The sequence below is a fragment of the Streptomyces sp. NPDC014870 genome (assembly GCF_043081505.1).
GTDB lineage: Bacteria > Actinomycetota > Actinomycetes > Streptomycetales > Streptomycetaceae > Streptomyces.
The window spans coordinates 308,514-327,225 of record NZ_JBIBWQ010000013.1; the positions used below are offsets into that span (position 1 = coordinate 308,514).

The following is an 18,712-nucleotide window of genomic DNA, read 5'->3' on the forward strand; positions in this document are numbered from 1 at the left end:
TCGGCGCATAGTGCTGAAAAGTTCCGGCCGCTCACGTTACTGTCAGTTTTGTGTTCGCTGCAGAACGTCGTCAGTTGATCCTCGAAATGGTGCGCGCCAACGGAGCCGTGTCGCTCCGGGAGCTCGCCCGCGTCGTCCAGACCTCAGAAGTGACCGTACGGCGAGACGTGCGGGCCCTTGAGGCAGAAGGACTCCTCGACCGCCGGCACGGCGGTGCGGTACTGCCGGGCGGTTTCACGCGAGAGTCCGGCTTCCCGCAGAAATCCCATCTCGCGACCGCGGAGAAGACGGCCATCGCCGATGTCGCGGCGAGCCTCGTCGAGGAGGGCGAGGCCATCGTCGTCGGCGCCGGGACGACCACGCAGGAGCTGGCCCGTCGGCTCGCCCGCGTGCCCGGTCTGACCGTGGTCACCAACTCCCTGCTCGTCGCCCAGGCGCTGGCCCACGCCAACCGGGTCGAGGTCGTCATGACCGGCGGCACGCTGCGTGGCTCCAACTACGCGCTGGTGGGCAGCGGGGCCGAGCAGTCCCTCCAGGGGCTGCGGGTCTCCCGGGCCTTCCTCTCCGGCAGCGGTCTGACCGCCGAGCGCGGCCTGTCCACGTCGAACATGCTCTCCGCGAGCGTCGACCGGGCACTGGTGCAGGCGGCGGCCGAGGTCGTGGTCCTCGCCGACCACACCAAGCTCGGCACCGACACCATGTTCCAGACGGTGCCGACGGACGTGATCACCCGCCTCGTCACCGACGAGCCCCCGGCGCACGACGACCGGGCCGCGACGGAGCTCCAGGCGCTGGCCGACCAGGGCGTGCAGATCGCCGTGGCCGGTACGGGCGCGGGCGGTGACCAGGTCCCCCCGCCCGGACGCCCCCGCCGCGACGTCCCCCTCCCGGGACAGCGGGCCGCCCACCCGGGTGGCCGGCTCCGCAGCGCGGGCGGGGCGCTGACCAGTGAGGTGCTCGCCCCCGAGCGCGCGGCCCGGGTGGCGGACATGCGGCGGCGTTGAGACTCGTACGAAGGCTCGGTTCAGGGGTCCCTCCCCCAGGGGGCCCGCCGGGTGCCGGTCGGCACCCCCGGCTCAGGGCAGCAGGCCCCGTACCGTCAGTTCCAGCAGCCGGTCGGCCAACTCCGGGTCCTCCGGCGACTGTTCGGCCGCCAGCGCGATCGCGTTGGTCAGCCGCATCAGATCGCCGATCGACACCTCGTCGCGTACCGTCCCCGCCTTCTGCGCCCGGGACAGCAGGGCCTCGCCCGCCGCGTGCAGAGGGACACCGCACTGCGCGAGCGCCGAACGCGCGTCCCGCGAGCCCGACATGGCCGGCATCAACGCCCGGGACAGCCCGCGGTACTCACTCGCGTGAGTGATCAGGCAGCGCAGCCACTCCACGAGCGCAGGGCACGGCTCCTCGGCCTCCGCCAGCTCCCGGCCGCGCTGCAGCAGCGCGGCGAGCGCCTCCTGGAAGACCGCGTTGATCAGCGCCTCACGGGTGGGGAAGTGCCGGTACAGCGTGCCGATGCCGACCCCCGCCCGGCGCGCGATGTCCTCCAGCGAGGCGTCGGTGCCGTGTTCGGCGAAGACGGCGCGGGCCTCGGTCAGCAGCCGTTCGTGGTTGCGGCGCGCGTCGGCACGCATGGGGCCATCCCTCCGGATATGGGCGAAGGGCCCACCGGCGGTGCGCCTGCGGGCCCTTCGTACAGCTGGGGTGCGGTCGTCAGTCCTTGATCTCGCAGATTGCCGCGCCCGAGGTGATGGAGGCGCCGACCTCCGCGGAGAGGCCCTTGACGGTGCCGGAGCGGTGCGCGTTGAGCGGCTGCTCCATCTTCATGGCCTCCAGGACGACGATCAGGTCGCCTTCCTTGACCTCCTGGCCCTCCTCGACGGCCACCTTGACGATGGTGCCCTGCATCGGGGAGGCGAGGGTGTCGCCGGAGGCCGTCGGCCCGGACTTCTTCGCGGCGCGGCGCTTGGGCTTGGCGCCGGCGGCGAGGCCGGTGCGGGCCAGGGTCATGCCGAGGGAGGAGGGCAGGGAGACTTCGAGGCGCTTGCCGCCGACCTCGACGACGATGGTCTCGCGGCCGGTCTCGTCCTCGTCGGTGTCGGCACCGGCGGGGGCGAAGGGCTTGATCTGGTTGTCGAACTCGGTCTCGATCCAGCGGGTGTGGACCGTGAACGGGTCGGCGGTGAAGGCGGGGTCGGTGACGACGGCCTGGTGGAAGGGGATGGCGGTGGCCATGCCCTCGACCTTGAACTCGGCGAGCGCGCGGGCGGCGCGCTGCAGGGCCTGCTCGCGGGTGGCGCCGGTGACGATCAGCTTGGCGAGCAGGGAGTCCCAGGCGGGGCCGATGACCGAGCCGGACTCGACGCCGGCGTCGAGGCGGACGCCGGGGCCGGAGGGCGGGGCGAAGGTGGTGACGGTGCCGGGGGCGGGGAGGAAGTTGCGGCCCGGGTCCTCGCCGTTGATGCGGAACTCGAAGGAGTGGCCGCGCATGGCGGGGTCGTCGTAGCCGAGTTCCTCGCCGTCGGCGATCCGGAACATCTCCCGTACGAGGTCGATGCCGGTGACCTCTTCGGTGACCGGGTGTTCGACCTGGAGGCGGGTGTTGACCTCGAGGAAGGAGATCGTGCCGTCCATGCCGACGAGGAACTCCACCGTGCCGGCGCCGACGTAGCCGGCCTCCTTCAGGATGGCCTTCGACGCGGCGTAGAGCTGCTCGTTCTGCGCGTCGGTCAGGAAGGGGGCCGGCGCCTCCTCGACCAGCTTCTGGTGGCGGCGCTGCAGGGAGCAGTCGCGGGTGGAGACGACGACGACGTTGCCGTGGGTATCGGCCAGGCACTGGGTCTCGACATGGCGGGGCTTGTCGAGGTAGCGCTCGACGAAGCACTCGCCGCGGCCGAAGGCGGCGACGGCCTCGCGGACGGCGGAGTCGTACAGCTCGGGCACCTCTTCGAGGGTGCGGGCGACCTTCAGACCGCGGCCGCCGCCGCCGAAGGCGGCCTTGATCGCGATCGGCAGCCCGTGCTCCTGGGCGAAGGCGACGACCTCGTCCGCGCCGGAGACCGGGTCGGGCGTGCCGGCCACCAGCGGGGCGCCGGCGCGCTGGGCGATGTGCCGGGCGGCGACCTTGTCACCGAGGTCCCGGATCGCCTGCGGCGGCGGGCCGATCCAGGTCAGACCCGCGTCCAGGACCGCCTGCGCGAAGTCGGCGTTCTCGGAGAGGAAGCCGTACCCGGGGTGGATCGCGTCCGCCCCGGAGTCCTTGGCGGCCGCGAGCACCTTGGCCATGTCCAGATAGCTGGCGGCCGGGGTGTCACCGCCCAGGGCGAACGCCTCGTCGGCCGCGCGGACGTGCAGAGCGTCCCGGTCCGGCTCGGCGTAGACGGCCACACTCGCGATCCCCGCGTCCCGGCACGCCCGGGCCACACGGACTGCGATTTCGCCACGGTTGGCGATGAGCACCTTGCGCACGATGGCTCCCTCCTTGAAAACAAGCTGAGTTTAGGGACTACCGACACGGCCTATCGACCCATTCCCAGTGGTGAGCTTGCCCACACGGAGCGTGATACGAGGCGTTCGGGGTCATGAAATCCCTTGCCGTACCACGGTACGCAGGACTCCTCTACGGCACAGTAGCTCCGAGGTGTGGCGCAGGTCTCTGTTCGGGCGACCAGTCGCCGATCAGGTTTCTTTGTGGAGTCCCTACTAATGGCGCAATGATTCTTTGCCCGGGAACAGTCCGTCGCCGACCCTTGTCCACGGGTTTACCCGGCAGTAGCCTTCGCGCAGTCGTTCGTACTGTCGGTAACAGCCGTACACAGGGGGTGGCCGAGGTGGCCCGCAGACCGATAGCGCTCGTGACGGCGGGGGTGCTGTTCCTGGAGGCACCGGGAATCGTGGCGCTGAACGCGGTCATGGCACGGTTCGTCGAGGCCCAGTCGATGTCCCTGGACGGGCTCGACCCGGACCACATGGTCACCGGGACCTGGGTGCTGGGCATCGTCTCCGGGCTGCTGCTCGCGCTCTGCGCCACCGTCGCGCTGGTCGCCGGCATTCGTGACCGGCGCCCCGGCCGTGCGGGGCGGGCCCTGCTCGTCGGCTGCGCCGTCGTGCACGGGCTGCTGGGCGCGGTCACGGTCGGTCTGATCGGCTGGGGCGCCTTCGCGTTCATGACCGTGGTGCTCGGCCTGATCGTGCTGACGCTCGTGGCGTACGGCAAGGGTGCCGAAACCCCCGAAGGCGCGCCGGCGCCCGCGTAGGAGCCCTTGGCGGCGGCCGTCAGTGCCAGAGGTCGGTGATGGAGACCCCGAGCTTGCCCAGGAGCCTGCGCAGCAGCGGCAGGGACAGGCCGATCACATTGCCCGGGTCGCCGTCGATGCCGTCGATGAACGGGGCCGAACGGCCGTCCAGGGTGAACGCGCCCGCCACGTGCAGCGGTTCGCCGCTCGCCACGTACGCGGCGACCTCGGCGTCGGTCGGCTCGCCGAAGCGGACCACGGTCGAGGCGGTCGCCGACTCGTAGCGCTTGGCGGCCGTGTCGTAGACGCAGTGCCCCGTCTGGAGGATGCCGACCCTGCCCCGCATCGCCTTCCAGCGGGCGGTCGCCTCCTCGGCGTCGGCGGGCTTGCCGAGGGCCTGCCCGTCGAGTTCGAGGACCGAGTCGCAGCCGATGACCAGGGCGCCGAAGACCTCGGGGCGGGCGGCCACATGGGCGGCCTTCGCCTCGGCGAGCGCGAGGGCGAGTTCGGCGGGCGTCGGCGCGTGGACCTTGTCCTCGTCGACGCCGCTCACGATGACCTCGGGAGCGAGTCCGGCCTGCCGCAGCAGTCCGAGACGGGCGGGCGAGGCGGAGGCGAGCACGACACGGCGGCGATCAGGAGTCATGGGGGAAGCCTAGCCAGTACGGGGGCTCCCGGGTGTCCCGATGGCCGGTGGCCGCGACCTCAGTGCACGCCGACCACGAACATCGCCACCACCATCGCCAGGGCCAGCAGGATCGACGCGCGACGCAGCATCGCCTGCATGTCGCGCATCTCCTTGGGCGGCTCGTTCTCGGGGTCGGACCACAGCATGCGTCCGATCCTGCTCGTGCGACGGCCGGGGCGCCTGAGTACCCGTACTCAGGCGCCCCGGTGCCGAAGGACTAGTTACGGCGAGGTGAACACCCCGGCCTCCGCCGAGGTCAGCGCCGCGCGGGCGGCCCGCTCGCCGTCCGCGGGGCCGAGCGGCTCGCGGGTGATCATGAAGCGGTAGTAGAGCGGGGCGGAGACGGCGCGCAGCAGCTCCAGTCCGTCCGTCTCGGGCGGGATCTCGCCGCGCGCCGCGCCGCGCTTCACCACCGGGGCCCACTCGTCGAGGCGGGCGCGGTAGAAGCCGTTGAGCGCCTCCGCGCACTCCTCGTCGCAGGCCGCGGCCGCGATGACCGCGCGGAAGACGCCGCCCATCCGGGGGTCGGTGAGGGTCCGGACGACGAGCGCGGCGTTGGCGCGCAGGTCGCCCGCGAGGCTCCCGGTGTCGGAGGCCGGCAGGGACCGCTCGGCCATGTCGCGCAGCAGGTCGGCGACGAGGCCGACGGGGGAGCCCCAGCGCCGGTAGACGGTCGTCTTGCCCACGCCCGCGCTCGCGGCGACGTGGTCCATGTTCAGCCCGTGGAAGCCCGTGGCGGCCAGGGCGTCCTCCGTCGCTTCGAGGACGGCCCGGCGCACCTTCGCGGTACGGCCTCCGGGACGCACGGTGCCGGGCACGGCCGGCTGGCTCTCACTCAAACGGGTCTCCTGTTCCATTAACGCCTTCGAGTCTGCTACGGTACGGGACATCTTAACGGAATCAGATTCCCATTAAGGGGTCCGCCGATGGTTGCCACCGATGTCCGGTCACAGTCGCAGGCCGGTAGCCGGCCCGCCGCCCGTATGGACGGACGGATGCGGCTCGTCCTCCTCGTCCTCCTCGTCGCCCAGTTCATGCTGGCCGTCGACTTCTCGATCCTGAACGTCGCGCTGCCCGTCATAGGCGAAGGACTCGGCTTCTCGCTGGCGAACCTCCAGTGGATCGCCACCGCCTTCGCGCTCGCCGCCGCAGGATTCACCCTCCTCTTCGGGCGCGTCGCCGACCTCGTCGGGCGCCGCCGCCTCTTCCTCGGCGGCATGGCCCTCCTCGGGATCTCCTCCCTCGCCGGCGGCCTCGCCACCGACCCCGCCCTGCTGATGGCCGCCCGCGTCGCCCAGGGCCTCGCCACCGCCGCCGTCACGCCCGCCGGGCTCTCGCTGCTCACGTCCTCCTTCCCCGAGGGCCCCCTGCGCGCCAAGGCGCTCGGCCTCAACGGCGCGCTGATGTCGGCCGGGTTCACCACGGGCGCGATCCTCGGCGGCGTCCTGACCGAGCTGCTCTCCTGGCGCTGGGCGTTCTTCATCAACGTGCCCGTCGCCCTCGCCGTCCTGCTCGTCGCGCCCGCCGTGCTCAAGGAGAGCCGCCCGGCCGTCCGCCCGCGCCTCGACGTCCCCGGCGCGATCACCGTCACCGGCGGCCTCCTCGCCCTCGTCTACGGCCTCACCACCGAGCCCCTGGCCGTGCCCGTCGGCATCGCCCTGCTCGTCGCCTTCTGGTTCGTGGAGCGCCGCGCCGCCTCACCCCTCGTACCGGTACGGATCCTCACCCGTCCCACCGTGATCTGGGGGAACCTCGCCGGGCTCGTCGCCTTCGTCACCGAGACCTCGCTGGTCTTCCTGATGACGCTCCACCTCCAGGACGTCCTCGGCTTCTCGCCGCTCGCCGCCGGCCTGTCCTTCGGCGTGCTCGGCGCGGGCACGGTCATCGGCGGCGTCCTCGCACCGCGCTTCATCGGCCGGTACGGGGCCCGGACCGCCCTCGTCGCGGGCGGACTGCTGCAGGCCGCCGCCACGGTCTCGCTCTACGCCCTCGGCGACGACCGGAGCTGGCTGTGGCTGCTGCTCGCCGGCACCTTCGTCGGCGGCGTCGGCAACATGGTCGCCATCGTCGGCTTCATGGTCACCGCCACCTCCGGGCTGCCCGACTCCGAGCAGGGCATGGCGACCGGCCTCGCCACCATGACCCAGCAGATCGGCATCACCATGGGCACACCGATCATGAGCGCCGTCGTCGTCACCTCCGCCACGGTCTTCGACGGCATCGGCCTCGCGGTCCTCGTCAACGCGGCGATCGTGGTCGTGGGCGCGGTCCTGGCCGGGATCTTCCTCCGCAGGGCGTGACCCTGCGGACGAGCCAAAGGCCGGACGAGCCGAAGGCCGGACGCGCGAAAGGCCGGGCACGCGAAAGGCCGGACGCGCGAAAGGCCGGGCACGCGAAAGGCCGGACCCCACGCAAGGGGTCCGGCCTTCGGCGTCTTCGCGCGGTTACACCGGCCAGTAGGAGCGCGCCCACGAGCGCGGTCCCGGCCGGGCCCGTACCGAACGGGCGATACGGGCCGGGTCCGACCAGCCCTCCGGGGCCTCCGGGCCGCCGCCACCGGCAGCGGCCGCCGCCGTCGCCGCGGCCCGGGCCTGGACCACCGCCAGTGCGGCGGCCAGCTCCTCCGGGGTCGGGTTACCTCGTACGACCTTGATCATGTCGACTCCCTGTCTCCCTGACTGAGGCCTAGAGGGGGATGTTGCCGTGCTTCTTCGGAGGGAGGGATTCCCGCTTCGTCCGCAGCTGACGCAGGCCCTTCACGATCTGCGGGCGGGTGTCCGACGGCAGGATGACGCCGTCGATGTAGCCGCGCTCGGCCGCCGTGTACGGGTTGAGCAGGGTGTCCTCGTACTCCTGGATCAGCCGCGCCCGCTCCGCCTCCTGGTCCTCGGCGGCGGCGATGGTGCGCCGGTGCAGGATGTTCACCGCGCCCTGCGCGCCCATGACCGCGATCTGGGCCGTCGGCCAGGCCAGGTTGAGGTCGGCGCCCAGGTGCTTGGAGCCCATGACGTCGTAGGCGCCGCCGAAGGCCTTGCGGGTGATGACGGTGATCAGCGGGACGGTCGCCTCGGCGTACGCGTAGATCAGCTTGGCGCCGCGCCGGATGATGCCGCCGTACTCCTGGTCCACGCCCGGCAGGAAGCCCGGCACGTCGACGAAGGTGATGACCGGGATGTTGAAGGCGTCGCAGGTGCGGACGAAGCGCGCGGCCTTCTCGGAGGCGTTGATGTCCAGGCAACCGGCGAACTGCATCGGCTGGTTGGCGACGATGCCGACCGGGAAGCCCTCCACGCGGCCGAAGCCGGTGAGGATGTTCGGCGCGAACAGCGCCTGCGTCTCCAGGAACTCGCCGTCGTCGACGACGTGTTCGATGACGGTGTGCATGTCGTACGGCTGGTTCGCGGAGTCCGGGATCAGGACGTCCAGCTCGCGGTCCTCGTCCGTCGCCTCCGTCTCGGCGACCTCGGGGAAGGCCGGCGGCTCGGAGAGGTTGTTCGACGGCAGGTACGAGAGCAGCGACTTGACGTACTCGATCGCGTCCTTCTCGTCGCCGGCCATGTGATGCGCCACACCGGACGTGGTGTTGTGCGTGCGCGCGCCGCCCAGCTCCTCGAAGCCGACGTCCTCACCGGTGACGGTCTTGATGACGTCCGGGCCCGTGATGAACATGTGCGAGGTCTGGTCGACCATGACGGTGAAGTCGGTGATCGCGGGAGAGTAGACCGCGCCACCCGCGCACGGGCCGACGACCAGCGAGATCTGCGGAATCACGCCCGAGGCATGGGTGTTGCGGCGGAAGATCTCGCCGTACATGCCGAGGGCCATGACGCCCTCCTGGATCCGCGCGCCGCCCGAGTCGTTGATCCCGACCACCGGGCAGCCGGTCTTCAGCGCGAAGTCCATCACCTTCATGATCTTCTGGCCGAAGACCTCGCCGAGCGCCCCGCCGAAGACCGTGAAGTCCTGCGAGAAGACGGCGACCGGACGGCCGTCGACCGTGCCGTAGCCGGTGACGACACCGTCGCCGTACGGGCGGGTCTTCTCCAGGCCGAAGTTGGTCGACCGGTGCCGGGCCAGCTCGTCCAGCTCCACGAACGAGCCTTCGTCGAGCAGGAGTGCGATCCGCTCCCGGGCGGTCAGCTTGCCCTTCGCGTGCTGCTTCTCCACCGCGCGCTCGGAACCGGCGTGGGTGGCCTCGTCGATCCGGCGCTGAAGGTCCGCGATCTTGCCAGCGGTCGTGTGAATGTCGATCTCTTGCGGCTCTACCGACTCGGACATCGGGATGCGGCTCCCTGCCTGGTCACGGGGGTTCGTCTGCTACGAATGGGCTACTGCCCGGCTACTGACCCGTAGCGTATCGACGGCGATACGGTTCGGCACTGCGGTCTTTGCCACACCTAGTCTGGCTTGCATGACGTCCTCCGATGCCTCAGGAGCGCGGTGGTCCGACCTGGACCGACCCCCGCTCAACGCCGCCGCGCTGCGCCGTGCGCTCGTCCTCCCCGACGGGCTCTGGACCTCGCTCGACCTGGTCACCACGACCGGCTCCACCAACTCCGACCTCGCCGCACGCGCCGACGAGCTGCCCGAGGGGGCCGTGCTCGTCGCCGAGGAGCAGACCTCGGGGCGCGGCCGCCTCGACCGCGACTGGGTCTCGCCGCCGCGGGCCGGGATCTGCCTGTCCGTGCTGCTCAAGCCGGACGTGCCCGTGCACCGCTGGGGCTGGCTCCCGCTCCTGACCGGCGTCGCGGCGGCGACCGGGCTCGCGAAGTCCGCGGGCGTCGACCTTTCCCTCAAGTGGCCGAACGACCTGCTGGTTTCCGTCGGGGGCGAGGAGCGGAAGGCCGGCGGGATCCTCGCCGAGCGGGCGGGCGCGGACGGGGTCGTCGTCGGCATCGGGGTCAACGTCACCCTGAAGGCGGAGGAGCTGCCGGTGCCGGCCGCCGGCTCGCTGCTCCTCGCCGACGCGATCTCCACGGACCGGGACACGCTGCTGCGCTCCGTCCTGCGGTCGATGGAGCACTGGTACGGGCGCTGGACCCGGGCCGACGGCGACCCGGTGGCCTCCGGCCTCCAGGAGGCGTACGAGGCGGGCTGCTCGACCCTCGGCCGGCACATCAGGGCCGACCTGCCGGGCGAGCGGATGCTGGAGGGCGAGGCGGTCGCCGTGGACGGCGACGGGCGCCTGGTGGTGGCGACGGAGGGCGGCGGCACCGAGGCGGTCGCGGCGGGCGACATCGTCCACGTCCGCGCCACGGGCTGACGGCGGGCCCTCCCGGGGGCCGCGGCTCGTCGGGGCCTCGGCTCCCCGGTGCCGCCGTGTGCGGGGCGGGGCTGGGCGGCGCGGGGCTGGGCCGGGCGGGACGTGCGACGTTCGCACGCGCGGAACGGCGTGAGCTGGCACACACCTGTCGTATCGTGGAGCGCGATCCAGGGCGACAGATCGGCAGGGCAGTGGGCAGGGAAACGGCAGGAGGCGGCCGGTGACCGTCGACGACGCGCGCAACGGCGGTGAGGCGGAGCCACCGCCTGAGGCGGAGCCGTCGGCGTACCCCACGCCGCACCACCACGTCGACCACACGGCCGAGCCGACCGACGACCCCCTCGCCATCCGCCTCGAACAGCTCATCCTCGGCGCGGACCGCCGCTACACCCCCTTCCAGGCCGCCCGCACGGCCGGCGTCTCCATGGAGCTCGCCTCCCGCTTCTGGCGCGCCATGGGCTTCGCCGACATCGGTCAGGCCAAGGCGCTCACCGAGGCCGACGTCCTCGCCCTGCGCCGGCTCGCCGGTCTCGTCGAGGCGGGGCTGCTCAGCGAGCCCATGGCCGTCCAGGTCGCCCGGTCCACGGGCCAGACGACCGCCCGGCTCGCCGAGTGGCAGATCGACTCGTTCCTGGAGGGCCTCACCGAGCCCCCCGAGCCCGGGATGACCCGTACCGAGGTCACGTACCCCCTGGTCGAGCTGCTCCTGCCCGAGCTGGAGGAGTTTCTGATCTACGTCTGGCGGCGCCAGCTCGCCGCCGCCACCGGCCGCGTCCTCGTGCAGGCCGCCGACGACGAGGAGATGGTCGACCGGCGGCTCGCCGTCGGCTTCGCCGACCTCGTCGGCTTCACCCGGCTGACCCGCCGCCTGGAGGAGGAGGAGCTCGGCGAGCTGGTCGAGGCCTTCGAGACCACCTGCGCCGACCTCGTCGCCGCGCACGGCGGCCGGCTCATCAAGACCCTCGGGGACGAGGTGCTGTACGCCGCCGACGACGCGGGCACCGCCGCCGAGATCGCGCTGCGCCTGATCGAGACGCTCAGCCAGGACGACACGATGCCCGCGCTGCGCGTCGGCATCGCCTTCGGCACGGTGACGACCCGGATGGGCGACGTCTTCGGCACGACGGTGAACCTGGCGAGCCGGCTCACCTCGATAGCGCCCAAGGACACCGTCCTGGTCGACGGGGCGCTCGCGGAGGAGCTGACCCGTACGGCCGAGGCGCCCGTCTCCGAGACGCAGGCGGCCGAGGAGGCGGCCCGCGCCGAGAAGGAGGGAGAGCAGGCGCCGACGTACCGCTTCGCGCTCCAGCCGATGTGGCAGCGGCCCGTGCGCGGTCTCGGCGTCGTGGAGCCCTGGCACCTCACCCGTCGCCCGACCTAGGATCCCGGTGAACAGTCGTTAACCGGGAGGGTCCAGCCATGTCCGAGCAGCGTTTCGGTGAGTTCGTCGCGGTCCGTCGGCACGAGCACGTGGCCGAGCTGGTCCTCGACCGGCCCAAGGCCATGAACGCGGTCTCCCTGGAGATGGCCCGCTCGATCAGCGCGGCCTGCGCGGCGCTCGCGGCGGACGACTCGGTACGGGTGACGGTGCTGACGTCCTCGAACGACCGGGCCTTCTGTGTCGGCGCCGACCTCAAGGAGCGCAACTCCTTCACGGACGCCGAGATGGTCCAGCAGCGTCCCGTCTCGCGCGGTGCGTACGGCGGCGTGCTCGACCTGCCGATGCCGACCGTCGCCGCCGTCCACGGCTTCGCGCTCGGCGGCGGCTACGAGCTGGCGCTCGCCTGCGACGTGATCGTGGCCGACGCGACGGCCGTGGTCGGGCTGCCCGAGGTGTCGGTGGGCGTGATCCCGGGCGGCGGCGGTACGCAGCTGCTGCCGCGCCGGGTGGGTGCGGCGCGCGCGGCCGAGCTGGTCTTCACGGCGCGCCGGGTGGAGGCGGCCGAGGCGCGCGAGCTCGGGCTCGTCGACGTGCTCGCGGAGGACGCCCGTACGGCCGCGCTGGAGCTGGCCGGGCGGATGGCGGCGAACTCGCCGGTCGGCCTGCGCGCCTCGAAGCGCGCGCTGCGGCTCGGGCAGGGCCTGGACCTGAGGGCGGGCCTGGAGGTCGAGGACGCGGCGTGGCGCGCGGTGGCCTTCTCGGGTGACCGGGCGGAGGGCGTGGCGGCGTTCAACGAGAAGCGGAAGCCGCAGTGGCCGGGGGTCTGAGCCTCGACGCTGCTGAGAATCAGCTGAGAATATGCCGATTCCACCAGGATTGTTACGTTCCGTGATGCTCCACGCGTAAAAAGGGGCGAAACATCCCTAAACTGGACGAATGGGAGAGGACGTTCGGCTGCGGGCCGTAGTGGCGCTGGCGCAGGCGATGGCGGCGGCGCACACCCCGCGCGAGTTCTGGCGGGCCGCGGCGCTGGGCGCCCGCGACGGGCTCGGCGGGACGTTCGCCGCACTCTCGGTCTGGGAGCGCGACCTCGGTCGGCTCAAGGTCCTGGTGAACGCGGGCGAGCGGGCCGTGGGGGAGGAGGAGTTCCCCGACGCGGAGACGTACCCGGTGCACCAGTTCCCCGAGATCACCGAGTTCCTGCACGCGCAGTGGGCCGGTGGCGGTGAGCCCGACGCCTGGGTGGAGACCGCGGACGACCGCGTCCCGACCGGCCGCGTCGCCGGGCTGCGGAGGCGGGGGCGCGGCTGCTGCGTGGTCGCGCCCGTGGTGCTGCACGGCCGGGCCTGGGGCGAGCTGTACGTGGCCCGGCCGGCCGGGGCGCCGGTCTTCGACCGCGACGACGCGGACTTCGCGGCGGTGCTCGCGGCCGTGGTGGCGGCGGGCATCGCCCAGGCGGAGCGCCTGGAGGAGGTGCGGAAGCTGGCCTTCACCGACCCGCTGACCGGCCTCGCGAACCGCCGCGCGGTGGACACCCGGCTCGACGAGGCGATCGAGCGCTACCGGGTCGACGGCTCCGTGGTGAGTCTCGTGGTCTGCGACCTGAACGGCCTCAAGCGGGTCAACGACACCCACGGCCACGCGGTCGGCGACCGCCTGCTGGAACGGTTCGGCTCGGTGCTCTCGCGGTGCGGGGCGATGCTCCCGGGCGCCCTCGCGGCCCGCCTCGGCGGCGACGAGTTCTGCCTCCTCTCGGTCGGCCCGACGGCGGACGAGGTGGTGGCGGTCGCGGACGAACTCTGCGTACGGGCCGGGGAGCTGGAACTCGGCGAGGGCGTCGCGTGCGGGGTGGCGTCGACGGGCGACCCGATCGGCCCCCTCAAGTCCGCGCGCCGGCTCTTCCGCCTTGCGGACGCGGCCCAGTACCAGGCGAAGGCGGCTCGCTCGGCGAAGCCGGTGGTCGCGGGCCGCGACGGCGCGGTCATCCGCCTGGCCGACGCCCCACCCGGCGCCAGAGACCGCCGCCGCTTCCGCGACGCACCTCCGGTGTAGGGCGCGGCCTCGGCAGGGCTGCCGACGGAATGAGCGGGTCGTCGTCATCTAGTGACAGGTTGGTCTTCAGTCCGTAGGGTGCTGAATATGGATATGCACTCTGTCGTCCTCGGCACGTCCGGCACCACCTTCCAGGACGTCATCGACGTCGCCCGTCGTGGCGCGCGTGTCGAGTTGTCGCCCGAGGCCGTGCAGGCGCTCGCCGAGTCGCGTGCCGTCGTCGACGCGCTCGCCGCCAAGCCCGAGCCCGTGTACGGCGTCTCGACCGGGTTCGGGGCCCTCGCCACCCGGCACATCAGCCCCGAGCTGCGGGCGCAGCTCCAGCGCAACATCGTCCGCTCGCACGCCGCCGGCATGGGGCCGCGCGTCGAGCGGGAGGTCGTGCGGGCCCTGATGTTCCTGCGGCTCAAGACCGTCGCCTCCGGGCGCACCGGCGTGCGGCCCGAGGTCGCGCAGACCATGGCCGACATCCTCAACGCGGGCATCACGCCCGTGGTGCACGAGTACGGCTCGCTCGGGTGCTCCGGCGACCTCGCGCCGCTCTCGCACTGCGCCCTGACCCTGATGGGCGAGGGGGACGCGGAGGGGCCCGACGGGGTCGTGAAGCCCGCCGGTGAGCTGCTCGCCGCCGCGGGCATCCAGGCCGTCGAGCTGCGCGAGAAGGAAGGGCTCGCGCTGCTCAACGGGACCGACGGCATGCTCGGCATGCTGATCATGGCCCTCGCCGATCTCGACAACCTGTACAAGACGGCCGACGTCACCGCCGCGCTCTCCCTGGAGGCGCTGCTCGGCACCGAGAAGGTGCTCGAACCCGAGCTGCACGCCATCCGCCCCCACCCGGGCCAGGGCGCCTCCGCCGCCAACATGCTCGCCGTCCTCAAGGGCTCCGGCCTCACCGGCCACTTCCAGGAGGAGGAGGCCCCGCGCGTCCAGGACGCGTACTCCGTGCGCTGCGCCCCGCAGGTCGCCGGCGCCGGACGCGACACCATGGCGCACGCCCGTACCGTCGCCGAGCGCGAGCTCGCCTCCGCCGTCGACAACCCCGTGGTCCTCGCGGACGGGCAGGTGCGGTCCAACGGCAACTTCCACGGCGCCCCCGTCGCGTACGTCCTCGACTTCCTCGCGATCGCCGCCGCCGACCTCGGCTCCATCGCCGAGCGCCGCACCGACCGGCTGCTCGACAAGAACCGCAGCCACGGTCTGCCGCCGTTCCTCGCCGACGACGCCGGCGTCGACTCGGGCCTGATGATCGCCCAGTACACCCAGGCCGCCCTGGTCAGCGAGTTGAAGCGGCTGGCCGTACCGGCCTCCGCCGACTCCATCCCGTCCTCCGCGATGCAGGAGGACCACGTCTCCATGGGCTGGTCCGCCGCCCGCAAGCTGCGCACCGCGATCGGCAACCTGAACCGGGTCCTCGCCGTCGAGCTGTACGCCGCCACCCGGGGCATCGAGCTGCGCCGCGGTCTGACCCCCGCCCCCGCCTCGCAGGCCGCCATCGAGGCCCTGCGCGCCGCCGGGGTCGAGGGGCCGGGCCCCGACCGCTTCCTCGCCCCCGACCTGGAGGCCGCCGACGCCTTCGTGCGGGCGGGGAAGCTCGTCGCCGCCGTGGAGCCCGTCACCGGGCCGCTCGCGTAGCGGACGCGCCCGCACGGCGAAGGGCCGCCGCCCCGGGAACGGGGTGGCGGCCCTTTGTGTGCCTCAGGAAGCGTCTGCTGCAGGAAGCGTCTGCCCAGGCGCGTACGCGCCTCAGTGCGCGCGGCCCCCGCGTCTCATCGCCAGCGCCACGAAACCGGCGCCCACCGCGAGGAAGCCCGTCCCGCCGATCACGTACGGCGTCGTGTCCGGGCCGCCCGTCTCCGCCAGCCGCGGACCGTCGGCCGCGCTCTCCTGCCCGGTCGCGGCGGTGCCGCGGCCCTCGTCGGTCGCGTTCGCGGACGGGACGAACCAGAGAGCGAAGAGCAGCGCCCCGGCCGTCGTGGCGGTCAGCAGCGGACGTCGTGCGACGGACACAGAGATTCGATCCCCTTGCGGAAAAAGCGAATTGGCGGGTTCCGCTGATGCTATTGAACACAGCGGGTCGGATGAAAGTCGAGCGCCCCCGCGGCCTACGCTCCGTCGTATGAGCACTTCCGAGACATCACGTTATGTACGGCTTCGGGTGGAAGTCGTCCTGGAGATCACCGACTCCGAGGAGCTGACCGGCGCGGCCGTCGGCCGGATCGACACCGACGAGTTCATGCCGGAGGAGGAGCGGGTGCACGCCCGGTCCGCCGTACGCGAGGACAACGCCGAGGCGCTGGCCTATCTCATCGAGCCGTTCGACCTGGTCAGCGAGGTCCCCGGGATCGAGCTCGTGCAGGCCTCGTGGAGCAGCGAGGAGGTCGACCACGACCCCGACGCCCAGGAGTGGGACCTCGACGAGGAAGATGAGGTGGACGAGGACGAGGAAGACACGGAACGGGTCTGACGGGGGCGCCACAGCGCTTCCAAGCCCCGGTGCGGCCTTCCGTACCGGGGCTTCGGCCTGTGACCGGGGCTTCGCCCTCTACGGGAACCGAACGCTCCGCGCGTACGTGTTGATCAGTGGCGTTGCCCACAAACATGCCGCGTGCGGAACCGGGCAGGGTCTCATGGATGTTCAGACGAGTGTGGGCAGGGATTCGGCGACGATGGAGAAGCGTGTGATGACGGACAGCAAGCGCCGCAGGAGCCTGGCGGCGGCTGCCGCGGTGCTCAGCGGCGTATTGGTGCTCTCGGCGTGCAGCGACGGGGACAAGAGCGGCGCGGCCGACCCCTCCAAGTCGGAGCAGTCACAGGCTCAGGTCGACGAGGCCGCGGCGCAGAAGACGTCGAAGGCCCAGATATCCATCTCGCCGAAGAACGGCGCCACCAACGCCTCGATCAACAACGACGCCAAGGTCTCCGTCACCGACGGCACGCTGACCGAGGTCACGCTCACCACCGCCGAGGGCACCGCCGTCAAGGGCGAGATCGCCGCCGACGGCAAGAGCTGGCAGCCCACCGGCGCCCTCAAGCGCGCCACCGTCTACAAGCTCTCGGCGACCGCCAAGGACGCGGACGGCCTGGAGGCGCACGAGAACTCCTCCTTCACCACCGTCTCGCAGGCCAACAGCTTCATCGGCAACTTCACCCCCGAGGACGGCTCCACCGTCGGCGTGGGCATGCCGGTCTCGATCAACTTCAACAAGGCCATCACCGACAAGGCCGCCGTCCAGGGCGGCATCAAGGTGACCTCCAGCAGCGGCCAGGAGGTCGTCGGGCACTGGTTCAACTCCCAGCGCCTCGACTTCCGCCCCGACGACTACTGGACCGAGGGCTCGACCGTCACGCTGAAGCTGAACCTCGACGGCGTCGAGGGCGCCAAGGGCGTCTTCGGTGTCCAGCAGAAGACCGTCACCTTCAAGATCGGCCGCAACCAGGTCTCGACCGTCGACGTCGCCACCAAGACCATGACGGTCAAGCAGGACGGCAAGACGGTCAAGACCATCCCGATCTCCGCCGGCTCCCCGGAGAACCCGACCTACAACGGTCAGATGGTGATCTCCGAGAAGTTCAAGGAGACCCGGATGAACGGCGCCACCGTCGGCTTCACCGACGACGACGGCAAGGGCGAGTACGACATCAAGGACGTCCCGCACGCCATGCGCCTGTCCACCTCGGGCACGTTCATCCATGGCAACTACTGGGGTCCGGACTCGATCTTCGGCTCCGCCAACACCAGCCACGGCTGCGTGGGCCTGAACGACGTCAAGGGCGCCGGCGACCCGAACCAGATGGCCGCCTGGCTCTACGACAACTCCATCGTCGGCGACGTCGTCATCGTCAAGAACTCCAAGGACAAGACGATCGCCCCGGACAACGGCCTCAACGGCTGGAACATGAGCTGGTCGGCCTGGAAGGCCGGCTCGGCGGTCTGACCTCCGGGTACGTGAACGACGACGGCGGCCCCCTCCCTCGCGGAGGGGGCCGCCGCCGTTTCCGTCACCGTACGGCTGCCGTCACCGCACGGCGTCCTGCGACTCCACGCCCCACTGCGCGAGCAGCCGCAGCGCGTCCGCCGACGCGGTCCCCGGCTCCGCCTGGTACGTCACGAGCACCAGGTCCGGGTCCGCCCCCGCCACCTTCAGGCTCTCGTACCCCAGCGTCATCTCGCCCACCAGCGGATGGTGCAGCCGCTTGGTGCCGTGCCCCTTGTCCGCGACCGTGTGCGCCGCCCACAGGGTGCGGAACTCCTCGCTGCGCACCGACAGTTCGCCCACCAGCGCCAGCAGCGCCGGATCGTCCGGGTAGCAGCCCGCGTACAGCCGCAGCACGCTCACCACTTCGGTCGCCTTGCACTCCCAGTCCTGGTACAGGTCACGTGCGTTGGGCCCGAGGAAGACCAACCGGGCCATGTTGCGCTCGGCCGGCTCCATCGCCGCGAAGTCGCCGAGCAGCGCCCGCGCCATCCGGTTCCAGGCCAGGATGTCCAGCCTGCGCCCCACGAGGAACGCCGGGACGCCGTCCATCGAGTCGAGCAGGTGCTGCAGGCCGGGACGCACCTGCTGGGGGCGGGCGATCGCGGCCCGGTGCTGCTTCTTCTTGGCCGTCGGCTTCGCCAGGTGCGTCAGATGGGCGCGCTCGGAGTCGGTCAGGCGCAGCGCCCGCGCGATCGAGTCGAGCACCTCCATGGACACGTTGCGTCCGTTGCCCTGCTCGAGGCGGGTGTAGTACGCCACGGAGACCCCGGCCAGCTGCGCCAGCTCCTCCCGGCGCAGCCCCGGTACGCGGCGGTGCCGGCCGAAGTCCGGCAGGCCCACGTCCTCCGGCTTCAGCCGGGCCCGGCGCGAGCGCAGGAATTCGCTGAGTTCGGCACTGAGGTCCATGCTGCGATCCGTGCGGCCATCCATGCTGCGATCCATGCTGCGATCCATGCTGCGATCCATGCTGCGATCCATGCTGCGATCCATGCGTCCCGATTATCCCAGGCCGGACGCCCGTACGGCCGGCTGTTCCTGTCCCTGCCAGTGGTAGGCACGCTGGTCGTAGGCAGAGCAGAGGGCTGGGTAGGTGCCGCGCGTTTCGGCACGGTGGGT

Annotated in this window: 19 protein-coding genes; 10 read left to right on the top strand and 9 right to left on the bottom strand. The window is 71.9% G+C overall.

Going from position 1 to position 18,712, the window contains the following annotated elements; all coding sequences use genetic code 11:
• The first annotated feature begins 86 nt into the window (after positions 1-86).
• The gene (locus tag ACF09C_RS33335) at positions 87-1,004 is read left to right on the top strand and encodes a DeoR/GlpR family DNA-binding transcription regulator (RefSeq protein ID WP_392096995.1); all 918 of its coding nucleotides are present in this window, start codon (positions 87-89) and stop codon (positions 1,002-1,004) included.
• Between the two features lie 72 nt (positions 1,005-1,076).
• Here the strand turns inward: ACF09C_RS33335 and ACF09C_RS33340 are convergent, their stop codons facing one another.
• Together ACF09C_RS33340 and ACF09C_RS33345 are read right to left on the bottom strand one after the other, a co-directional pair.
• Positions 1,077-1,631 (bottom strand): TetR/AcrR family transcriptional regulator, encoded by a 555-nt coding sequence (locus ACF09C_RS33340; protein WP_392096912.1) that lies wholly within the window; start codon positions 1,629-1,631, stop codon positions 1,077-1,079.
• Positions 1,632-1,710: 79 nt separating this feature from the next.
• A complete protein-coding gene (locus ACF09C_RS33345; RefSeq protein ID WP_392096914.1) occupies positions 1,711-3,465 on the bottom strand; it encodes an acetyl/propionyl/methylcrotonyl-CoA carboxylase subunit alpha in 1,755 nt (584 codons plus the stop codon).
• 362 nt (positions 3,466-3,827) lie between these two features.
• Between ACF09C_RS33345 and ACF09C_RS33350 the strand changes: the two genes are divergently transcribed.
• Positions 3,828-4,253 (top strand): hypothetical protein, encoded by a 426-nt coding sequence (locus ACF09C_RS33350; protein WP_392096915.1) that lies wholly within the window; start codon positions 3,828-3,830, stop codon positions 4,251-4,253.
• A 19-nt stretch (positions 4,254-4,272) separates the two neighbouring features.
• Here the strand turns inward: ACF09C_RS33350 and ACF09C_RS33355 are convergent, their stop codons facing one another.
• The 3 genes from ACF09C_RS33355 to ACF09C_RS33365 form a co-directional block, all read right to left on the bottom strand.
• Positions 4,273-4,878, bottom strand: a complete 606-nt coding sequence (locus ACF09C_RS33355; RefSeq protein WP_362413762.1) for a nucleoside triphosphate pyrophosphatase — start codon at positions 4,876-4,878, stop codon at positions 4,273-4,275.
• A 59-nt stretch (positions 4,879-4,937) separates the two neighbouring features.
• Positions 4,938-5,066 carry a morphogenic membrane protein MmpB gene (mmpB, locus tag ACF09C_RS33360; RefSeq protein WP_361442946.1) on the bottom strand — a complete coding sequence of 43 codons (129 nt, stop codon included), beginning with the start codon at positions 5,064-5,066 and terminating at the stop codon, positions 4,938-4,940.
• Positions 5,067-5,141: 75 nt separating this feature from the next.
• On the bottom strand, positions 5,142-5,777 hold the full coding sequence (locus ACF09C_RS33365; protein ID WP_392096917.1) for a TetR/AcrR family transcriptional regulator: 636 nt from the start codon (positions 5,775-5,777) through the stop codon (positions 5,142-5,144).
• Between the two features lie 69 nt (positions 5,778-5,846).
• Between ACF09C_RS33365 and ACF09C_RS33370 the strand changes: the two genes are divergently transcribed.
• A complete protein-coding gene (locus ACF09C_RS33370) occupies positions 5,847-7,220 on the top strand; it encodes an MFS transporter (protein WP_392096918.1) in 1,374 nt (457 codons plus the stop codon).
• Positions 7,221-7,364: 144 nt separating this feature from the next.
• Here the strand turns inward: ACF09C_RS33370 and ACF09C_RS33375 are convergent, their stop codons facing one another.
• Together ACF09C_RS33375 and ACF09C_RS33380 are read right to left on the bottom strand one after the other, a co-directional pair.
• Positions 7,365-7,577 (bottom strand): acyl-CoA carboxylase epsilon subunit, encoded by a 213-nt coding sequence (locus ACF09C_RS33375; protein WP_392096919.1) that lies wholly within the window; start codon positions 7,575-7,577, stop codon positions 7,365-7,367.
• A gap of 28 nt (positions 7,578-7,605) precedes the next feature.
• Positions 7,606-9,198: an acyl-CoA carboxylase subunit beta gene (locus ACF09C_RS33380; protein WP_392096921.1), complete on the bottom strand. Its 1,593-nt coding sequence runs from the start codon at positions 9,196-9,198 to the stop codon at positions 7,606-7,608.
• A gap of 133 nt (positions 9,199-9,331) precedes the next feature.
• Between ACF09C_RS33380 and ACF09C_RS33385 the strand changes: the two genes are divergently transcribed.
• From ACF09C_RS33385 to hutH, 5 genes are all read left to right on the top strand, one after another.
• On the top strand, positions 9,332-10,183 hold the full coding sequence (locus tag ACF09C_RS33385; RefSeq protein ID WP_392096923.1) for a biotin--[acetyl-CoA-carboxylase] ligase: 852 nt from the start codon (positions 9,332-9,334) through the stop codon (positions 10,181-10,183).
• A 220-nt stretch (positions 10,184-10,403) separates the two neighbouring features.
• A complete protein-coding gene (locus tag ACF09C_RS33390) occupies positions 10,404-11,564 on the top strand; it encodes an adenylate/guanylate cyclase domain-containing protein (protein WP_362413775.1) in 1,161 nt (386 codons plus the stop codon).
• Positions 11,565-11,602: 38 nt separating this feature from the next.
• Positions 11,603-12,391, top strand: a complete 789-nt coding sequence (locus tag ACF09C_RS33395) for an enoyl-CoA hydratase-related protein (protein WP_362413778.1) — start codon at positions 11,603-11,605, stop codon at positions 12,389-12,391.
• A gap of 109 nt (positions 12,392-12,500) precedes the next feature.
• Complete coding sequence (locus tag ACF09C_RS33400) at positions 12,501-13,616, top strand: diguanylate cyclase domain-containing protein (protein ID WP_392096924.1); 1,116 nt, start codon at positions 12,501-12,503, stop codon at positions 13,614-13,616.
• A gap of 93 nt (positions 13,617-13,709) precedes the next feature.
• On the top strand, positions 13,710-15,251 hold the full coding sequence (hutH, locus tag ACF09C_RS33405) for a histidine ammonia-lyase (RefSeq protein ID WP_392096996.1): 1,542 nt from the start codon (positions 13,710-13,712) through the stop codon (positions 15,249-15,251).
• 111 nt (positions 15,252-15,362) lie between these two features.
• On the opposite strand, the gene ACF09C_RS33410 is transcribed toward hutH, so the two are convergent.
• The gene (locus tag ACF09C_RS33410; protein WP_362413788.1) at positions 15,363-15,626 is read right to left on the bottom strand and encodes an LAETG motif-containing sortase-dependent surface protein; all 264 of its coding nucleotides are present in this window, start codon (positions 15,624-15,626) and stop codon (positions 15,363-15,365) included.
• Between the two features lie 109 nt (positions 15,627-15,735).
• Here ACF09C_RS33410 and ACF09C_RS33415 point away from each other — a divergent pair, with 109 nt between their 5' ends.
• Positions 15,736-16,083, top strand: coding sequence for a hypothetical protein (locus ACF09C_RS33415; protein ID WP_392096925.1), 348 nt, complete (start codon positions 15,736-15,738; stop codon positions 16,081-16,083).
• Positions 16,084-16,285: 202 nt separating this feature from the next.
• Complete coding sequence (locus ACF09C_RS33420) at positions 16,286-17,554, top strand: Ig-like domain-containing protein (RefSeq protein WP_392096926.1); 1,269 nt, start codon at positions 16,286-16,288, stop codon at positions 17,552-17,554.
• Between the two features lie 81 nt (positions 17,555-17,635).
• On the opposite strand, the gene ACF09C_RS33425 is transcribed toward ACF09C_RS33420, so the two are convergent.
• A complete protein-coding gene (locus ACF09C_RS33425) occupies positions 17,636-18,502 on the bottom strand; it encodes a helix-turn-helix domain-containing protein (protein ID WP_392096928.1) in 867 nt (288 codons plus the stop codon).
• Between the last annotated feature and the right edge of the window lie 210 nt (positions 18,503-18,712).

Coding starts and splice junctions, on each gene's coding strand:
- mmpB (WP_361442946.1), bottom strand. CDS start 5,066: ATGCTGTGGTCCGACCCCGAGAACGAGCCGCCCAAGGAGATGCGCGAC.
- ACF09C_RS33395 (WP_362413778.1), top strand. CDS start 11,603: ATGTCCGAGCAGCGTTTCGGTGAGTTCGTCGCGGTCCGTCGGCACGAG.
- ACF09C_RS33420 (WP_392096926.1), top strand. CDS start 16,286: ATGGAGAAGCGTGTGATGACGGACAGCAAGCGCCGCAGGAGCCTGGCG.
- ACF09C_RS33385 (WP_392096923.1), top strand. CDS start 9,332: ATGACGTCCTCCGATGCCTCAGGAGCGCGGTGGTCCGACCTGGACCGA.
- ACF09C_RS33365 (WP_392096917.1), bottom strand. CDS start 5,777: ATGGAACAGGAGACCCGTTTGAGTGAGAGCCAGCCGGCCGTGCCCGGC.
- ACF09C_RS33375 (WP_392096919.1), bottom strand. CDS start 7,577: ATGATCAAGGTCGTACGAGGTAACCCGACCCCGGAGGAGCTGGCCGCC.
- hutH (WP_392096996.1), top strand. CDS start 13,710: ATGCACTCTGTCGTCCTCGGCACGTCCGGCACCACCTTCCAGGACGTC.
- ACF09C_RS33400 (WP_392096924.1), top strand. CDS start 12,501: ATGGGAGAGGACGTTCGGCTGCGGGCCGTAGTGGCGCTGGCGCAGGCG.
- ACF09C_RS33340 (WP_392096912.1), bottom strand. CDS start 1,631: ATGCGTGCCGACGCGCGCCGCAACCACGAACGGCTGCTGACCGAGGCC.
- ACF09C_RS33380 (WP_392096921.1), bottom strand. CDS start 9,198: ATGTCCGAGTCGGTAGAGCCGCAAGAGATCGACATTCACACGACCGCT.
- ACF09C_RS33425 (WP_392096928.1), bottom strand. CDS start 18,502: ATGGACCTCAGTGCCGAACTCAGCGAATTCCTGCGCTCGCGCCGGGCC.
- ACF09C_RS33370 (WP_392096918.1), top strand. CDS start 5,847: ATGGTTGCCACCGATGTCCGGTCACAGTCGCAGGCCGGTAGCCGGCCC.
- ACF09C_RS33355 (WP_362413762.1), bottom strand. CDS start 4,878: ATGACTCCTGATCGCCGCCGTGTCGTGCTCGCCTCCGCCTCGCCCGCC.
- ACF09C_RS33415 (WP_392096925.1), top strand. CDS start 15,736: ATGAGCACTTCCGAGACATCACGTTATGTACGGCTTCGGGTGGAAGTC.
- ACF09C_RS33335 (WP_392096995.1), top strand. CDS start 87: ATGGTGCGCGCCAACGGAGCCGTGTCGCTCCGGGAGCTCGCCCGCGTC.